The following is an 18,227-nucleotide window of genomic DNA, read 5'->3' on the forward strand; positions in this document are numbered from 1 at the left end:
CACCACCGCACGACTCGGTGTGCGTTCTAGCCGACCATGGCCCGCAAGTACTCCTGGGTTTGCTGGTCAACCGAGTAGACACAAACTCCACGTATTCCCCTGGTGAGAAGCACCCTGTAGGTATTACGGATCAGCCGGGTGAAGTCGCTCTCCGCAGCCCTATTCACAACGGGGTCGTGTGAGTACTTGCGACGCGCGACCCAGCGGTCGCCCCGCCAAACGAAGTCGTTCCCGAAGATCACGCCGACCCAGTCGTAGTCGACGCCCTGGGTGATGTAGACGCCGCCAACTTGGCCAAAACCGCGTTCGTCGGTCGCCCAGGAATCGCTCTGCGGTACGCCAGGAACCGGCTTTCCCGGTTTGGCGTGCCACGGGCGCGACCATTCGCCGATCTGCACGTCTGGCAGAAGCATCGTGGTGCCGTTCTCGGTGATTGGATCGCTCCATGTCCAGCAGTAGCCAGCCGTAATGCGCGCGATACCGCCTTCCTTCTCTTGGCGGGACCGCAGCCATGACTCCAACTCTTGAGGAGAGTTCGCGCTGTGGACGACCGCGTCGCAGTCCGACCGGGTTGCCATCTCCGACCAGGGAGTTGACCGGACCGGGCTGTTGAGGCGCAGAAGCCCATCAACCCAGGCATCGAGCACCTGCGAGCGAAAATGGCCACGCAGGTGGATCGCCACGACATCTCGCCCAAGCCGTTGCGCCGCAGCAGTGATGGACGCAAGCGATCCAGTTTCACCGGGGTGCACTATCTGATTCTCGTCCAGGAAGAAGACCGGCACCCTGGCCGCTGTGATTAGTTCCTCCATCTGTGACCGCGGTGTCCAGGCACCGCGAGCGCCGTGCTGGCTGACGCTCGACTCCCGAACACGATGGGCTTCGTCGCAGAGAAGCACGTCGAGCGATGCTGGCTCGGTGTCGGTGAAGTTGTTGATGTACTTGAACATCGCCCTTGCCTGCGGATTGTCAAAGCCGATGTGTGTACGCAAGCTGCTCGTGAACGAGCGTGAGCCCGTAGCGTGATACACCCTCTGGCCACGCCGAGCCAGCTCCGCGTACAGGCTCATCGCGATCGTGCTCTTGCCGGATCCAGGCCCGCCGAGAACGACGACCACCGTCTTCCTGTGCGAGAGGGCCGCCTGCTCAACTGCGTTGGTCACGAGCGTGAACGCGACCTGCTGCTCGTCCATCAGCACGATCCGCTCGCGACCCTGGATCTCCTCAGCCGCCGCCTTCAGAAACGCCTTCGGGGGTGTGCGCCGCAAGTCCAGTAGCAGATCCGCCGCCATCTGAGTCTCGGCCAACGGCGCTGCGTCGAACACAGTCCGCAGTTGTTCAGCAAGCCGCGCTCCCGTGTCCACTGTGTACAGAGGAGCGTCTCCGTCCTCGTTCAGTCCCGCGATAGCAGTCTCATGCGCGTTGTAGAGATACGCGAGGCAGTGCACTGATTCAGGCTTCAGACCTGGCCCGCCGTGGACGAGATAGTCGCGATAGCGGCGTACCTGTTCGACAGGGTGGAGTGTCGGGAGCGCACTGTCATCGGCAAGCACCAGGTCATCGAACAGCGCCCGGGCATTCGCCCACGCCTTCAACTCCACCAGCACGTAGATCGCCTCAGCCGTGCATGGGTCTGTACCGCACAGTACGACGTCAACCAATGCTGAACTGTTCGGGAGCCGGTAGCCGAGCAGCACATCGAGGTGGCCGAAGCCGACGCCGACCAGTTGTGTGAGCAGTGCACGCACACCCTTGCCGTCGATGTCCGCGCTCACGCTTGGACTATTCGCCTCCAGATCGTTGAGCAGGAGCGCCGCTCTGCCGCGCGCCTTTGCTGCTGAGGCAGGCACGTCGGTCTCGTCGGGCGGTGTCACTTTCTCCTGGGCTGTCTTGTGCAGAAGAGCCACGAGGTCCGACGCGAGATCGGTGTGCTGGCTGGTCGCCAGTGCCCTCAAGTCATCCTTCGCGTTGGCGTTCAGCTCGTTGACACGAGGGACCAGGATCTTCCATCCAATGCCTGTGCTGACCAGAGTCCATGTGGACACGAGCTGCCAGTACGCACGTTTGGTCGCGTTGTCGGCTAGAACGAGCAAGACCGGCATTGGGTAACGCAGCCAGTAGTCGACGTTGTCCCGCTTTGAGGGCCGGTAGTACCAGCCTTCGGGCGCGGACTCTTTGAACACACTCGGGCCAGACTTCACCTGCGCACCGAGCAGCAGGCCGGCGGCCTTGCCATCATCGACGATCTCGATCTGCCCGTCGATGCCCACGTCGAGCTGCCGTTGGTCGCGAAGCACCCAGCCGAGCTCGTGATGGACAAGAAAGCTGACCAATGCCTCACCCGCAGCACCGGCCAGCTGATTGCTCGACACCCACACTCCAGACAGTGTGCCCTGTGGGTCTGACAATTCTGCGCAACTTCCCGGAGATCGAGGCCGGCGGGATGTCCAGCCCCAGCAACGGGGAGCTGACCAACCCATGAGCTACCGCGTACGCGGCGACTCCGCGCCGATACTCGACACCGCCGTCACCGGAAGAACCTGCCACGCTTCCCGCGCCGGCACGAGGCTGGCTGACCATCTGCAGAGCCTACGACGTCATTGGATCACCAGCCGTGACCCCGGCTCGTGTCGTGCTCCACGATCAAGCGGTCTGGACTCCAAGCGGCATACACAACGATTGATTTAGAGATGACGGGCCGCCCTCCCGCAATTCGCGCCAAATCGACCCCAATCAACCAGGGAAACCGAATTGCACAAGCCCGACTTGTTCGATTCTTTCCCGGTATCGTTTCACATCGGCCTGATGTTCTTTCCGGCAGCCATCAAGCCCTTCTATTGCATGCGGAAGTTTCGCTATGCGACGCAAGTCTGGATCATAATGCGGATCCAGGCCGTCATGGCAAGTGCCACAGAGGGTTACGAGGTTTTCCTCGGATGTGGGTCCACCCATTTGCCAGGGAATAATGTGATGAACCTCAAGCTCAACGTCGGTGTAATTCATCGGGCTGCGTCCGCAGATTCTGCATTTACGCCCATCTCGCTTCATCACCCTGACTCGAAGTTTCCGACTAGGCGCCCGACGCATGACTTCCTCGTCCGTTAGGTTGGAAGTCCCAATAAAACTACGCCCAACGTGTACCTGCCCACCGTCCTTCAGACACTCACTCGGGCCGACTACGTCCGACAAGTGCTCATCCGCCAAGGATTTGGCAACCAATGCATTGCCACCCAGAAGAAGGAAGTAGTAAAGATGCTCGAACGTGTGCACGACAACCCAGCGGCGATCGACTCTATCCCATAGCTCTGACATTTTCTGGGGCGAAACGAGGCTCGCTTCTCGGATCTCCCACCCCGCCCGGCGCGTCGACCAGCCCACCCAATGCGCTTGACTTCCCCAGTACATTTTTCCGCTATGATCCACACCGAGAGATAGCGCGTAGTATTCACCCTCTGGATCGTAGGAACTCATCTCACGCAGGAAGGCGATGAGGCTTTCCTCCGACTCAGGCTCTGACTCTGACTCGTGCATGACTCACTTCCCACAGTGGATCGCCCGCGCCCCATAGGTACGCCGGGCTAGCTCGGTGCGGAACGAGAGTTCCGTAGGCCGCACCGACATCTCCAGGTGATCACGGCGGCCAAGCCCGGCGGATCTGCCAGGTGCTCGGTCTTGAACAGTTCGTCGGTCCGCGGGTCTACTCCTCGTTCTGCGGCTTGGACGGGTCGAACGTCCTGAATCCGCCAGGCGGAACGGATCCTCCTTCCAAAGCCATGTTCTCCATGTGGTTGCGGATGTACATCTCCGTGTAGAACATCCGGTCGAAGAGTGACTGGCGTCGACCGTTCAGCTTGAAGTCGGCCCACGCAAGGATCTCCGGCGCGATAACAACACCTGTGCAATCCACTGTTACCTCACCTGGCCTCAGCGTCCGGCTGACAGTAAGGCGGGCGATGAGCGACTCTTGCTCAATATGGCTGTACGGCTCGACGGTCTTGTCGAACTCGGCGGTGACACCGGTCGGTAGGTAGATGCGGACTCGGTGCTCGTCGACGCGGCCAAGTCCAACATGCAGCTCGCGGTGACGATCTTTGCGGGCAAGTTCGTTGACCCACCACGTCAGATTGCTTTCAGGGCCCCACGGAGACTGGTAGGGCTGCGCCTTCTCCAAGGCTGTGAGGACGTGCGCGGGCAGCATCGTGAGACGGTTGGCCTGGCCACGGAAGTCTTCTGGAGTCGAGCAGATCGGGAACTGGATGCGCCCAGCGTGAGGCGGTGGGTTCTGGCCCGTGGTTGCGGCAGCCAGAGCGTAGATAGCGTTATCGAGTGACGCCCTCAAAGCGGCGAGCCACTCGGAGAAGATCAGGGCCAGCTCGTGTGGCGCCGGCTCGCGCATGACGGCAAAGATCTCCATCGTGTGGGAGCTGACTCTGCGAACATCAACGTCCCACGGGTGCACCGAGATGTAGTTCGCCCAACATTGAGCGAACTCGTCACGCTTACCGCCGACGCGATCCATTCGCGCGAACGCGCGGTCAAAGAGTTCTTGCACGGTTGCTATGTCAACCTCTCAAGCAGTTCCCGCAGCCTCTTCGCTCCTCGGTCGGAGACACCCTGTGAGAGCACATAAGACGCAGCTTGCTCCGGTGCCAGACGGCCAGATCGCACATGGGCCTCAAGATGAGCAAGGGCGTTCTTCTTCTCGTGCGGCCCTGTCCAGCCGTTGTTGCCGTCGAAGAACACCGTGCGGTCAAGGTCGGCCTTGACGTCGTCCGGCATGCCGCTCGTGGTCGTGCTTCCGTCAAGCAGATTGATGGCGTCTGCCCCCGCAGCCCACTCGGTCAAGGAGAAACTATCGGTCTCCACAACTGCAAGCGAATAGCCTCGTGCAAGATCGAGTGCGAGCTTCAACGCCCGCTCGTATGGGACATACGCCAGCACTGGGCCGTGGCCGAACCGCTGCTTGCCTTGCGGCGTGGCCTGCCCACCGCGGCTAGCGATGTCCTCCAAGCTCGGGATGCCGACGCCGTTCTGGAGGGTGTTGGTCACTAGAAGCGGAACAGCTCCTTCGACCTTGCTTCGCTCCCAGATCCAGGCAGCAGCAAGATCCGCGGCCTCGTCCCATGGGCGCTTGGGGTCGTCGTCAGGTACCCAAGCCGCCGCCTGCAAGTAAGTCGAGGGGTGTAGTTCAACCACTAGGACCACCTTTCTCGCACATGAGCAATCCGGAACTCGCTGGCCCTGCTCCAGCGCCAAACACTCGATCGTCCTACCGCGATTGTGCACCGCAACACCGACAATTTCGCGCATTATTGGCCAGCGCTGCGCCGCGATGGCCAAGCCATCGGCGTGATCGACTCGCCCCTCTGGCCAGCACAGCCAGTACGTTCGTCGGAAGCTCGCCAACCTCCAAGGCTACTTCTGTGATCACGCCTTGCCGTACTCAGCTGCGACGACCGAGTCAGCGACGTTGAGTGCCAGCGTGACCGCACTTGCGAACATCAACAACCGCCGCGCTGACCGGAAAACTTCGAGCGAGGCCCCGGCCAGCGTGAGGTGCCGAATACCGAGCAGAAGGCCGAGGATCGAGAGGTCCACCTCAGGAGCGACGAGCGGCGCCACCCACCGGGCCCTCGTCTCCGGCAACATTTCGATCTTCTGCGACCTGCGCGCCCTGGCCCATCCCACTACGACGACACCATGACCAATCTCAGAGATCAGGGGAGCATTCCGTGGACCAAGACGGGTGCGGCATCCGTCCCTGCCTCTCCGTGTAGCTCGGTCCACGAATCGCGTTCGACTGACAGCATCGGATGAGTGAAGGCAGGGAGGTTTCGAGTGAGAGATCGGAGATCGACGCTCGTGCGGTCCCGGGAATAACGGACCCAACTGGAGGCGTCGGCCAGATACTGGGTGTCGTCCGCTCCCAGTTCTGGTGTGATGTCGATCGGCACGAGGGCCCACACAAATGGCGGAAAGACGATCTCTGCAAACGGGAAGTGAACAAGACGTCGGCCCAGCACTCTCATCATGGACACGCCGCTGGTGAGCAGGCCGCGACGGTCAACAGCAGGCGTGGTGAGACCCACCTTCAAGGCAACTTTGCCGGGCCAGCGGATGTACTCGGCCTGGTCCACGAGGTCGTCGGCAAGTTCTGGGAAGAGGACCCGCAACCGAGGATGTATGCCGAACATCCCGTAGAGGACGCACTTGGCGACCAACTGGGGAGCGAAGAATACCGCTGGTGGTTCGCTGCGGATGATCTGTATTCGCTTGGCGAACGGCGACGTCATCCGCGTTACTTGCCTGGCGAAATCGGCGTATGCCTCGTCGTACAAGCCTCCCGCCAGACTGTTGCAGTTGCCGCAAAGGCCGCGTACCCACATGCCGCCGCCCGACCACCTGCCCTGCCGGCGGACGCCATCCTGATCGATGACGTCCGGAGCTCTCTTCACAGCGCTGGTGTTGCCGGACGCCTGCGGGGGCACATGGGCCTTGGTCGGCATCCGGAACTGGCCGCACAGTCCGCAAGCCCGGCTTTCTCGCGAAGCGAGCATGGTCCCTACCTGGGTCAACGCCGATGACACCGGTGCCTCCATCCCGCTGAAATCGCCCAGCCTGTCCGGTTGAATCCCTGTCGCAAGCTAACGCGCCAACGCGGGTCTGCGACAGCAATTTAGATCGATCGACTGACCCCGCTCAATGCGGTCCTCTTCCGCCCTAGTGTTGTGTGCAATATGGCGGACGCGAGGTCGCCTGCTTCGATGCTCCTATCGCCACGTTGCCCCTACGAGCCGGCTCAGGACCACTGGGGTTACCGATTTTGTGACGCAGTTCAGGTGAACGCTGCCCGTGCCCAAGCAGGCCGACTGCTGGTATCGGATCCCGATCCTGTTTACCGCTGCCGCAATGGCCTGGACGAATGGAAACCTGCGTGGTTAGGGTCAAGAAGGCGATGCGTTTGCCGGGACGTGCGGTGCTGCGCGGTTTGGTCCAGGAGGTTGTTCTCCGTCGCCGTCGCCACCGGGAGCACTGCCACCGCACTGGTGGTATCTGGCGCGCCTGCGGTGCTTACGGCGGTGAGCTCGGTCGCTGCCGGTATCGCCGTCAACAAGGCCAGCGAGCCGATCCCGAACGGTCTGTCCGACCCAAGAAACAGCGCCTATCGCTACCTGCATCGGATCAGCACGGCTCAGGCCTGACCTCGCTCGGGCTGTGCCTTGGCCTGCCTTGCCTCAAAGGCACTCGCTTGAGAACTCGATCAAGCTGTTGTGCTGCAGACGAAGAGCGCGGTCGGCCGCTAGGCGAGTAGCTCTACCTCAAGCCATGCGGCGAACATGCTCAAGATCCTTCGCAACGGCGGTCGAAAGTGCTCCAGCCACAGCGCAGACTCTGTATTGCGAGGCTGAACCATCCGGCTAGGTTTCCAAGCCCCTGCCCGTTGGCTGTACCAGCCGAGAGTCCCGAGTTCTTGTCCGGCGGGTCAACGAAGCTCGTCCTCATCGCCAAGCTCCACATCAGGACGTGTGCGTCTGAAGAGAGAATGTTCCACGACTGCCTCAAGCCCGCTTGACGGAACACATCGCCCGGAAAGATCACTGGTGCCGCCGCTTCGATGAACGTCGCACCTTGCAACTCTGCTTTCGACGTCCGGACGTCCCACACGGCATCTTCACGAGACTTCACCCAATCAATCTGTTCGCGCAATCGCTTCTGCTTCTCGGCAGACAGCTGAAGCTGCGGAGCTTGCCGGAGGGTGAGTTCGTGATACTTCCGTAGTTGAACGTAGGTCTCAGTGATCACTGTGAGGCCTCGTTCGCGCCGGATCATTGCATCGTCGGGAGCTAGGACCCAGACGGCCTGGGTCGCTCCGACGATGGCGGCACGCACAGCGCTGTACTGGCTCATGTTGTAGTAGTTGCCGCACTCCAGCCCGTCGCGGACCAAGCGCAGATGTTCACCAGCAGAGGCCAGGCTCGTGCGTACGGTTTCGCTGATCAGGTGGTGAGCGAACACCGCGTCGTCCTGGGCGAGATCGCTGCCAGGCTCGGGACGCTCGACTTGCTGTACTCGTTGCCGCCATAGGTCGAGGTCGGTGGAGGCGTCCTCGAAAACCCTGAGCATTTCCTTCACGAGTGCTGTTTTACAGGATCTGCGATTGGTTGGTGCCTGCTAGACGGTGCTCCGCCTAAACCCGATCAGCGCGACGGTCGAAACTTCGAGTCGCGTCGTCAGTGGCCTTGGACGTCGGACGCATCTGAGAGGTCCCACGCCTTCTCGTCGGCGGGGTCCGGTTCCGGCAGTTCACCCGCGGCGAAGACGACAGGCGCCGGCACACCGCGTGGCGAGGCCTGCGCATGGACCGAGGTCCCGCCGAGGTGATCGCGCCACAGCTGAGCTAGCTGATCAGCATGTGCGTACACGGCGTAACGGCGAGCCGTCGGATGACGCTATGCGAGAAGTGCACGAGGGTGAGATCACGGAGGGGCCGCCGGAGTTCGGAACCTCTTCCGGCGACCATGGGAAGTCAGAGGGGGTGGATGATGCCTGAAAATTTACATGGCTCTAGAGGGCCGATCAGTACCTCTGTGGAGTCTGTGCCTGCGGTCGTAGATCTCCGCGCCAGGCTCGAATCGGCAGGTCAGAACCTACAGACGTTCGAAGACGTGATGCTGAACGTGATCGAGCTGTGCGGGTTGCCAACCGACGCCGTGGTTGTAGCGATCCGCGAGCGGCAAGTCCTCCTGAGTAATATGCCCTTCGCTCTCGAAGGGTTGGACGAAACCCAGCGGGCCCGTGCCGCCTACATCGCAAGAATGATGCTGGCCGCCTCGGTCGGCCTGTTCGACGCGGCGCTGAACTACCTGTGGAATGAGACGATCAACGAGCTCCGGACTCGGATCGCCTCCTTCGACGTCGCCTACTTCTTCGAGATCGCCGAGCAAGACCCGGCCCGCCGGAAAGACCTGCGGACCCCGGACGATCTCGAGAAGATCGACGATCAGAAGCTGATGCAGGCAGCCAACCGCATCCAGCTGATCAGCGATGTCGGCTTCAGGCAGCTCGATCACATCCGCTACATGCGCAATAACGCCAGCGCCGCGCACCCCAACCAGGTAACCCTGACCGGCCTGAAGCTAGCGGAGTGGTTGGAGACCTGCATCCGCGAGGTCATTACCCTCCCGCACACCAACGTCGTCGCCGACATCGGCCGCCTTCTGCACAACGTCAAGGCACAGCGCCTGCCGGCTGACGAGCTGGACAAGGCGGCCGCGTTCTTCGACGGGCTTCCCGATGCCCAGGCGGACAACCTCGCTGCCGGACTGTTCGGCATCTACACGCCCCCGGACGCCACCCCAGACGTCCTCGACAACGTCCGCCAGCTCTGGCCCAAGCTCTGGCCCAACGCTAGTGAGACCGCCCGGAACGAATGTGGCGTCAAACTGGCACGGTTCCGCGCTAACGCCGACAACGACCGCGCCGAGCGGGCACGAGAGCTACTCGATCTCGTCGATGGGGCCGCGTACCTGCCAGAAACCGAGCGAACCGCCGAACTCGCCAAGGCGCTCCGGGAACTGCACGACACGCACGAAGCCATGAACAACTTCTACAACGAGCCGGCCGTGGCCAATCGGCTCGCGGAGCTCGTCGGCCGGTACGGCAGCGTGCCCACCCAGCTCGTCGAGTCATACGTGAACGTGATCGTGTACGTGTTCCTTACCAACGGTCACGGCGAAGCCCATTTCGCCGACCCTATCTACAAGGATCTGATCGGCCTGTTCGACACCGAGCAAGCCAGTCTGGCACTGCGGACTTTCGCGCATGACTTGATCTCTAGCCGACTCCAATTCGACCTGCCTCGCAAGAAGTGGATCGAGTTGCTTGACCTCATCGTCCCGAAGCTCACTGGCCGCCGAGACCGGGCCCTGTTGGAGTCCGTTCTCAGGTTCACTGGCACACCTGATCAACTCGTGAAGGACAGCGACATCAGGCGCCAACTTGCCCAGTGGAGCACCCGCAACATCCAAGGTGCCAGGGCTAAGTAGGACCAGGCCCTCGATCAGCACCGACCAACCGCCGCCGGATGTTCACCGCTGTCGAGGGCTCCAAGGTCGTCTGGCCCGACGAGCAGCGGGAACAAACTCCACGGCTACGAGAAGCTCGCAACCGCAACGGGAATCAGCACTCCTGTTCTCGTGTGGCTGCCCACCGAACGCCGCGAATCCAACGCCCGCGGCGCGCTCTCCGACAGGCTGGCGCAGCTCGACGACCCGCTGCTCGTACCCGCCGCCACCAGTGCCGCAGACAGCCACACCCCGGCCGGGACCAGCTGGCTGCCGATCTCCGGCTCCACCATGCGACGGTCAGGCCGACAGCGGCTCGCCGAACTCGCGCAGCTCTGGCCGCAGGCCATCCTGCCGACCTCAGCCCAGCCTGGAGGCCAGCTCCGGACGACGAGTCCCCGCTCTCGCACCGCCGGAACCACTACCGCCGCCTCCACCAATCAGCACCTTCAGAGGTGGCCTATGAAGATCGAAGCCAGGCCCGGTTCGTGTGAGTCGGCCGCGAGCGGAGTAACGCTCGCGGCCGTCTGGCGACGTGCACGGCATGGCTGACACGTCACTGCCGAATCTCGACACGCTGCTGGAGACCGCCATGGAGGGTGAGGAGATCCAAGCGCACTTCCGCCAGCTGTGCTCCGGCACCGGCACCGATGTGGCCACACTGCGCCGCGAGCTCCAGCGAGACCTGCCGGAGGCCGAGATCTGGCTGAGCGTGAAGCCAGCGCGGCAGACGTTCGTGAAGCTGACCAGCGAGTTGAGCGCGCTCGAAACCCGGCTCGTCCAAGAGCAGTTCCCCGAGTACGAACAGATGCGCAAAGACGCGACCGGCCTCGAACAGGTGATTGCCGAGCTTCACGCCAAACGCATGGCCGCAGAGCGAAAGCAGGAGCTCGCGGTGAGCGCCGCAGCGATCGAGCGCGATGCGAGGCGAATGCGGGAACTGGAACTCCGGGACCAGGAAGTCACAGCCAAGAAGAGAAGAGCGTCGGCGAAGTGGCTGCGGCCTGTCCGCGACAAGGTCGTTCTCGACACACCGGCCTCGAAACTCGACAAGAACTTGAAGGAACTCGCACAGGCGCTCTCCACCCTTCAGCACAACTACCATCAGCTGAAGTCCCGTCAGAGCAGCACCCGACGTGACATCGACAGGTTCCTGGATCTGTCCGGCGAGTACCGACAGCTCCTGGTGAACCTGTCGGCCGCACGTGAGACGCTCAGCACGAGCCTCGTGGAAGACGGTTTGCTGCCACTGCACCTCAGACCACAGCTCTCCAAGCGCCTCGAAGCTCAGTCCCGGGCCTTCCACGGGATGCTGCTGCGGGTCCCGACCGCGCCTGGGCTGGCGCATCTTTCGGACAAGCAGTTCGACGTGACCACACGATCAGGCGACGCGCTGACCGGACTGATGGAGAGCCTCCAGGGTGGCAGCATCGGCCTGTCCGGTCCCCGAGGTGCCGGAAAGACGACCCTGCTGCGCATGATGGCCGAGCCGGGGCGCGTGTTCCGGCAGCAGCGGGCAGTGGTGTCGCAGGTGATCCCGGCGCCGGTGGAGTACGAGGCCAAGGAGTTCGTGCTGCACCTGTTTCAGCGGGTGTGCACGAACGTGCTCGACGCCGCTTCGCCGGCCGTCGCACCGGAGCCGGAACAGGTTCGGCGGGACACCAGCGAATTCCACCACGTGCTGATCGCCAGAACGGCGACAGCGCTGCTGGTCATGGGCTTGGCGGGCTGGATCGCGAGCGTGCTGCTAAACAGGCCACCGAACGCCGCAAACCTGGCGCTGGCAACGGTTCTGGGCGCTCTCCTCACGCTGACGCCCACCCGCTTCCTGCGCTGGCGTCGCCGATCGGACACCATTGTCGCGGCGCTCTACCTCGGGATTACACTCGTGTGGTGGAGTGCTGCTTCACTGAGCTTGCCATCGTCCGGCGCGAACCCCTTGTGGTTGAGCGCTAGTTACTTGGTGACCCTGCTAGGCCTCACGCTTTTGATGTTCATGCTCCGGAGAGGACGCCCGATCAGGTTCGGCGTCCTGATGACCATCACATTGGTAGGCACTGCGGCTCTTCAGATGGCCGCGACACATTCCGGCGTTCAAAAGACCCTCGTCGTGGTGGCAGCAGGTGTGCTCACGTGGATCTACGTCAATGCCGCGTTCCCACAGCACCAGGGCTGGTACTGGTACAGCTCAGTGCGCGGTGTGTTGCTGGCGGGGGGCGTGCTCTCGTTGGTCTTCGCAGTGCAACTCGGGCAGTCTCCGGCAGGTTTCGCCTGGCTCGTGTGGGGTTCTGGGCTCGCGATGCTGGCGACGCTGTTGGAGACCTATCGCTTGGGGGGACCTCTCTACGTAGCGGCGCTGATGCTCGCCGTGGTTCCGCTGGGTTTCGGCGGCATCGGCACGAACTGGCCGTTCGCGATCGCCGGCCTGGTCTCGCTGTTCATCGGGTTCGCCGCGAAACTGTACGAGGCTTCCCCTCTCGCACTGCCGCGGACCGCAAACCGGTTCGCCTCTCTGGCCACATCGGATGTGGTCCGGCACCTGACAGGCCACAGCCGGGTAGTGCTGCTACTGGCCGGCACGGTCCTCATCACCGCGGCCGGTGTCCAGACCAGGCTGGGAGTGTTCGCGGTGGTGTCCGCGCTCGTCGTGCTCATCATGAGCCACCTGCGGGGCGGGACGAACGACTTCTCCGAGCAGAAGGAAGAGCCGGTCGCGGACTTCACCCCGTCGCCTCACGAGAACTGGGCCGATGGCCTGGCGGCTGAGGCCAAGCAGCACATCGAGGAGATCCGGTTCCAGCAGACCATCTCGGCGACGTGGCAGCGGGCGCTCAAACTCTCCGGCGGCAGCGGGTTCTCCGTGGGACTCGACAGCACTTCCGGCGGCAGCAGAGCCAGGCAGACCATCGCCCGCACCTACCCGGAGATCGTCGAAGCTCTCCGGGCGTTCCTCACCAAGGTCTGCGCCCACGGCCCCGCGGTCATCGCCATCGACGAGATCGACAAGCTCTCCCCCGAAGCAGCGGGGAAGTTCCTCAACGACATCAAGGCCATCTTCGGCGTACCGGGCTGCTTTTACCTCGTCTCGCTGTCCGAGGACGCGATGGCCAGTTTCGAACGCCGGGGCATGCCGATCCGCGACGTGTTCGAGAGTTCCTTCGACGACGTCGTGCACGTCGACCACCTCACGTTCGAGGAGTCGAGAACGATGCTCACCGCACGCGTCGCGGGCCTGCCGCTGGCGCTATTGGGTGTCTGCTACGTCGTGGCGGGAGGCATCCCACGGGAGGTCATCCGGATTGCGAGGCGGGTGTTTTCGGTGGTGGAGCAGAACAAGGAGCAACGAATCGACGAGATCGCGAAGCTCCTGACCAACGTCGAACTCGCAGAGCGGACGCGCGGCACCGAGATGTCCGTGACCGGCCTGGACACCGAGACCGCGAGCGCCGTGCTGAAGGTGCTCGACACCTGTCGCCGCCCGCTCATCCCTCGGACGGGTGCGCCCGTGCAGTGCCCGCTGCCGCCGACCCACTCGCTGCTCCGCACGCTGACAGCTCTGATCACGTACAACTTCCTGTTGTCCACCTTGGTCGACTTCCTCACCACCGCCGGTGAAGACCACATCAGAACAGCATCAGGGGAACCAGGACGCCGGCACTTTGAGCGACTCGCACGCGCTCGGCGACTCATCTCGGTCGAAAGTTCCCTCGCCTGGGCCGAGATCGCGAAATTCCGGTACAGCTGGAAACTCCCGATGATCGACTACCCGATCCGATTCGCCGCGAACACCGATGTGACGACGAGCGATGACTCCAGTTGAGCAGATGGCCGGAGGACGGGCGCGGCAGTCACGGTGCGAGAACAGGTTCACGGGTGCGGCCAGCAGCGGTTCTGGTGGTCCTCGTCCTGCTCAGCTCCTCGCATGCCCGCACGAATTGAACGTCGATCACACCTCCACCGTGTTCCGCCGTGAAGCGTGCATCTTCGAAGACGACGTGGGCTGCGGTCTGGTCGAGACGCTGCCTGTCGGTACGCGTGGTGTAGCCACCACCGAAACGGCCTATCGGCACTAGAGCCTGAGGCCGAGCGCCGCCAGCCGTTCACGAGCGAGGCCCCGCTGAGCGCGAGGTGTCGAATGCTCAGCAGGAGCCCAAGGATCGAGAGGTCCACCGCGGGCGCGACGAGCGGCGCCACCCAGACCGGCACGCCCAGCCGAAGGCCCAGACTCAGCACGTTGCCGAACCCGAACAGGAAGGTCAGCCCCACGACTGAGGCCATGATCACCATGACCACACGGACGACTAGGTCTCCTGCGCCGCGTTCCACCTAGGCGCTCATCGCCCACCTCGCGGCTCATCCACTACGAAGCTCGTCTCAAGCACCAACTTGCCGGTCAGGCGCTTAGGCGAAGCAGTGAGCAGGTCTGCGTGGTGCCTTGCCGGGGGCACCACAAGGATGGGAACAAGATCATCGGCCGTAGCCGGTGAATCTTGTTCCCATTTTTCTTGTTTGCGCTGTTCGCGACGCTGCCGGGCGTCGTCGAGCGAGATGACTGCCGCTTCATGGGCGGCGCGACTGGCGGCGACGATGGTGGGGCCGCTCAGCGTGACCCGACAGTGATGTGTCGCTGTCGGTGTTGAAGCGAGTTCCAGCCGGAAAGCTTCGAACAGCTCACTCCGACGGCTGGAGCCCGAACTGACACTCGACCACTAGGCAGCCGCTATAAAAACGCTGGTCAGTCCTGTTCCCATCCTTGGGTACTCCCGCCCAACGTCCGGCCCTGCGCACAACGATCTCGCGCAGGTTGGCGCCCTGCCCAAAGTCGGGCCAGGACGGCGGCACATACCGAGATCACTAGCCGGCAGCCGGAAATGCCGCCGCCACTGGCCTCCAAACAAGGACCTACTGGCCCTCATCGAGGCGATGAAGGCGCCTGCGACGACAGCGAGCTAGTCGAAGACCCGCGCTTCGCCTACGAGTTCAAGCTCGACGCCGTGCATGGCAGCAAGCCAGCTACGGCGACTGGACCAAGCTCTCGGCCCCGCCAACGCCGAGGCAGCCGACCGGCAGACAAGGTTCACCGAGGATGCGCAGGTGCCTGGGGTCACCAGGTCGGTGATCATCTACTCGGCCCGGCTGTGCCGCGCGCCCGGCCCGCCACGACCCGCACGTCCACCCGGCTCCTAGATCACCTGCGTGTTCAGCCCCGATCGCGCGGTGCCAGCCCCAGCACCGATACCACCAGCCGCCTGCGATCAGCATCACCACTCTGTCAGCCGCTGGTCTGCCGCAACGTAGCGCTCACGCCGGCAACCACACCGCCCTGACGATCGAGGCACAGCGCCAGGACGATGAGCTTGTCGCAGAGCTGACCCAGCGGCGTGACGCCGTCACCGGCTTACTCGCCCGCCACGCCCCGGAGCTGGCGCCATGACCCGCCAGCCGCCGACCGAGGACCGCATCGCCGCGCCATCGCTTAGTTAGGGAACCGGCCGTACGCCCAGCGTGCTCGGGGCCGCCTGCCGGCTCGGGCTGGCCAGCACCATCTTCCGCTGGTTACGGTCTGGTCGACGGGCTCACCCAGCAACGGCTCCCCAACACCGCGACCGCCACCGGTTACGCCGAGGTCCAGCAAGACGACTTCAAGGCTGTGCGCCGAGAACCGCGTACCGTGGGACCAGCTCGAACTCACCCTGGCGATCGTCCAGCGGCCGGCCGAGGACACCCAGCGCCTCACCGCCGCACTCGAGCAGGCCCACCCGGTGCTGCTGGCGTCTTCACCGACCTGATGTCACTGTGCACGCCACGGGCGCTGTTAGTTCACGCGGCTCGGCAACCGCGACGGGTTACCGCACCGAGCGGCAACCCGGCCGGCCGCCTCGGTGGGAATTCCACCCGCTGAGCTGCCACTTAAAGGCGCTGAACGCTGGGCAGAACAGATAACGAACAGAATCCGTCTTCTCTCCAACGATTCCTATTCACTGAGGGGCTTGTTGGAGGTGATGATCCACAAAACGTTCTGGTCATCGCAGCGCCATTGCGTCCACCTACCTGCCAGAATTCCTGAGAAGCCTGCAGCTTCGCACAGCATCATGTTGTCGAAACGGCGATAGCGTGTCCAACCGCCCTCGGCGCGGGCACCAACGTCATGAGCGGCAGCTGTAACGAATTCGGTTGCTGCCTGGGCGGTTGTCGGGGCGGTGACCAAGAGCGCGGAGGTGGCGGCGACGGTGATGGCGATGATCGCGGACAGCAAGCGGTTCATGGCGTCTCCTTCTGGTAGTTGTCGTTCACAGTTCGCCCCACCACCAGGTGATAGCGGGGATGGGCAGTGCTTCCGCCGTGATGTCGTTCGGATCGGATGCCCATACGGCTTCGGCACGGGGTAGGGGAACGGTCGGTGGCGAGCCGTCCGCAGCGGTGTAGCGGGGAACGTTCAACGCCCAGTCGATGTTGCCGCGGATGGCATGTCCCAGACACGCGAGGTATTCGCGCAGAGCAGGGCTACACGGTCGGCTAAGGACGTTGGCGCGCAACTGCAGGAACCGAGCCATGACCCGGTCTCGAAGCGTGTGGGCCTGCTCGACTGCAGCGCTCTCACCGACTCCGTGCTGGTGCATCAGGACGTTGACGATGTTCTGCTCTGTATGATTCTCCCGGCTTTCCTTGGCGTGGGAGTGCAGATCGTTGTCCCAGGAGGCGATCAGGATCGTCATCTCCGTCAGGGCGCGGATCGGTGGTGAGTCCATCTCCGCGCCGGGGACCTCGTTGCCGTTGGCGATCTCCAGCAGGGCCAGCGTGGGTTCTCCTCCTGCGGAGTTGCTGCGCATGATGGTGTACTCGTCGAGGCCGGGCATCCGGCCCTGAGCGCGGTTGGCGGTTTGCCAGGCGACCGCGTACAGCCACGACCGGTGTGCGTGCACGAACCTTTGAGCTTGTACTGGTGTGGCGCATTCGCGCATGCTCCGGGCGATGTCCTGGAGCGCCGTGACGAGCGGGTCGTCGACCACCGGGTGCCACGGCGACTCCAGGGCGCGTTGGGTTTCGCCCGCCATGCGCAGGAACTCGTGGGGCCTGTCGCTGAGCTCGCCGGAGTCACAGCGCAGGTCGTCGAAGATGAAGCCCCAGTAGACCCATCTCACGGCGACCTGCAGACCGTCGGGGTTGGCACGTGGGGCGAAGCGCGAGAAGAACTCGGCGCTGTTGGTGCCGATGAGTCGTTTGCGTTGCTTGTCGTTCGCCCACAGTCCTACGCGGTCCATCCAGGCTATGGCGTCACGCTCCGCTTCGGCGGCGTGCGGATGGACGGCCGATGGTTGTGGGCAGTAGAAGGGCCGGTGCTCGACGGAGTGGTCGAGGGAGGTCATGCTGGGTCTCCTTCAAGGGCTGCGGTATCGATCATCCGCATTACCTTTTCGGTGAGGGCCTCCACGAACCGGTGGCCGAGAACGGTGTTGACCACTCGCCCCGCCGGAAGATGGAGCACAGGACCATCGACGGACGTGGCCGGCTCGCCGTGCAAGTCAGTACGTCTACACAGGACGGCGAGCACCTGGTGGGACATGGACGCTGTGATCCGTTTCGAAGGCGATCGGGGCGTGCGGCGGGGCGAACCCCGTTGCGGCGGAGGGGCTACCTCGACCGCACCGAGTCCGAGATGAACGCCGGATCGGCGACGTTCCGGGCAGGACGTCGCCGGCGCGAGCAGTGGACGGGGCCGTGTCGGTCATGCAGCGCTCCTCGCCGAATGGTGAGCGACGGATAACGTCGACGATTTCCAGCATTTCGACTGCCGGATACGAACGAACCTTCCTCAACCAAGAGATCGATTCAAGGGAGGTTCGTCGTTTCATGCCAAAGAGGGTTGGTCGTACACACGATGGAGGTGTGATTTCCCCGTATGACGGGGAAGTCGGTTGCGGATAGTCCAGATCGGACACATGTGGGTGTGCACCGCGGTGCGAGCGACACCGGCACCCGAGCTTGAACCAGGCAGGACACCGGAAAGGGTGATCTCGCGGTCTCTTCCCGGCTCCGGCTCGCCATTCGCCGACATCCGGTGTTAATTTCGCAAAGCCGGCACGGTAGAGCGATTCCCTTCCGGCTCCCTTCGACGTCATCCGCGCTCGACTCCACGGGCCCACGCTCCAGCACACACGGAGA

Annotated in this window: 11 protein-coding genes and 2 pseudogenes; 3 read left to right on the forward strand and 10 right to left on the reverse strand. The window is 63.3% G+C overall.

What is annotated here, in order from left to right:
* Positions 1-26 precede the first annotated feature (26 nt).
* The 6 genes and pseudogenes from IEY88_RS08555 to IEY88_RS08580 form a co-directional block, all read right to left on the reverse strand.
* On the reverse strand, positions 27-2,372 hold the full coding sequence (locus IEY88_RS08555; RefSeq protein WP_189154063.1) for a DNA/RNA helicase domain-containing protein: 2,346 nt from the start codon (positions 2,370-2,372) through the stop codon (positions 27-29).
* Between the two features lie 361 nt (positions 2,373-2,733).
* Entirely contained in the window at positions 2,734-3,531 is a 798-nt protein-coding gene (locus IEY88_RS44085; protein ID WP_229693188.1) for an HNH endonuclease, read from the reverse strand.
* Between the two features lie 166 nt (positions 3,532-3,697).
* A complete protein-coding gene (locus IEY88_RS08565; protein WP_189154064.1) occupies positions 3,698-4,552 on the reverse strand; it encodes a hypothetical protein in 855 nt (284 codons plus the stop codon).
* 5 nt (positions 4,553-4,557) lie between these two features.
* Complete coding sequence (locus IEY88_RS08570; protein ID WP_229693189.1) at positions 4,558-5,196, reverse strand: hypothetical protein; 639 nt, start codon at positions 5,194-5,196, stop codon at positions 4,558-4,560.
* 234 nt (positions 5,197-5,430) lie between these two features.
* A pseudogene (locus IEY88_RS08575) lies at positions 5,431-5,625 on the reverse strand (hypothetical protein); the annotation flags it as partial.
* Positions 5,626-5,717: 92 nt separating this feature from the next.
* Complete coding sequence (locus tag IEY88_RS08580) at positions 5,718-6,587, reverse strand: hypothetical protein (RefSeq protein ID WP_189154065.1); 870 nt, start codon at positions 6,585-6,587, stop codon at positions 5,718-5,720.
* A 414-nt stretch (positions 6,588-7,001) separates the two neighbouring features.
* Here IEY88_RS08580 and IEY88_RS08585 point away from each other — a divergent pair, with 414 nt between their 5' ends.
* Complete coding sequence (locus IEY88_RS08585) at positions 7,002-7,202, forward strand: hypothetical protein (protein WP_189154066.1); 201 nt, start codon at positions 7,002-7,004, stop codon at positions 7,200-7,202.
* Positions 7,203-7,341: 139 nt separating this feature from the next.
* Here the strand turns inward: IEY88_RS08585 and IEY88_RS08590 are convergent, their stop codons facing one another.
* Positions 7,342-8,133, reverse strand: a complete 792-nt coding sequence (locus tag IEY88_RS08590) for a hypothetical protein (RefSeq protein WP_189154067.1) — start codon at positions 8,131-8,133, stop codon at positions 7,342-7,344.
* Between the two features lie 533 nt (positions 8,134-8,666).
* On the opposite strand from IEY88_RS08590, the gene IEY88_RS08595 reads away from it, so the two are divergent.
* Together IEY88_RS08595 and IEY88_RS08600 are read left to right on the forward strand one after the other, a co-directional pair.
* Positions 8,667-10,046, forward strand: a complete 1,380-nt coding sequence (locus IEY88_RS08595; protein ID WP_229693190.1) for a hypothetical protein — start codon at positions 8,667-8,669, stop codon at positions 10,044-10,046.
* Between the two features lie 754 nt (positions 10,047-10,800).
* Positions 10,801-13,884, forward strand: a complete 3,084-nt coding sequence (locus IEY88_RS08600) for a hypothetical protein (protein WP_189154068.1) — start codon at positions 10,801-10,803, stop codon at positions 13,882-13,884.
* Between the two features lie 287 nt (positions 13,885-14,171).
* On the opposite strand, the pseudogene IEY88_RS44095 reads toward IEY88_RS08600, so the two are convergent.
* The 3 genes and pseudogenes from IEY88_RS44095 to IEY88_RS08610 form a co-directional block, all read right to left on the reverse strand.
* Positions 14,172-14,351 (reverse strand): annotated as a pseudogene (locus tag IEY88_RS44095) (hypothetical protein); the annotation flags it as partial.
* Between the two features lie 1,687 nt (positions 14,352-16,038).
* On the reverse strand, positions 16,039-16,329 hold the full coding sequence (locus IEY88_RS08605; protein WP_189154069.1) for a hypothetical protein: 291 nt from the start codon (positions 16,327-16,329) through the stop codon (positions 16,039-16,041).
* 25 nt (positions 16,330-16,354) lie between these two features.
* A complete protein-coding gene (locus tag IEY88_RS08610) occupies positions 16,355-17,431 on the reverse strand; it encodes a terpene synthase family protein (RefSeq protein ID WP_189154070.1) in 1,077 nt (358 codons plus the stop codon).
* Positions 17,432-18,227 lie beyond the last annotated feature (796 nt).

This window comes from Lentzea pudingi, from assembly GCF_014646255.1.
Lineage (GTDB): Bacteria > Actinomycetota > Actinomycetes > Mycobacteriales > Pseudonocardiaceae > Lentzea > Lentzea pudingi.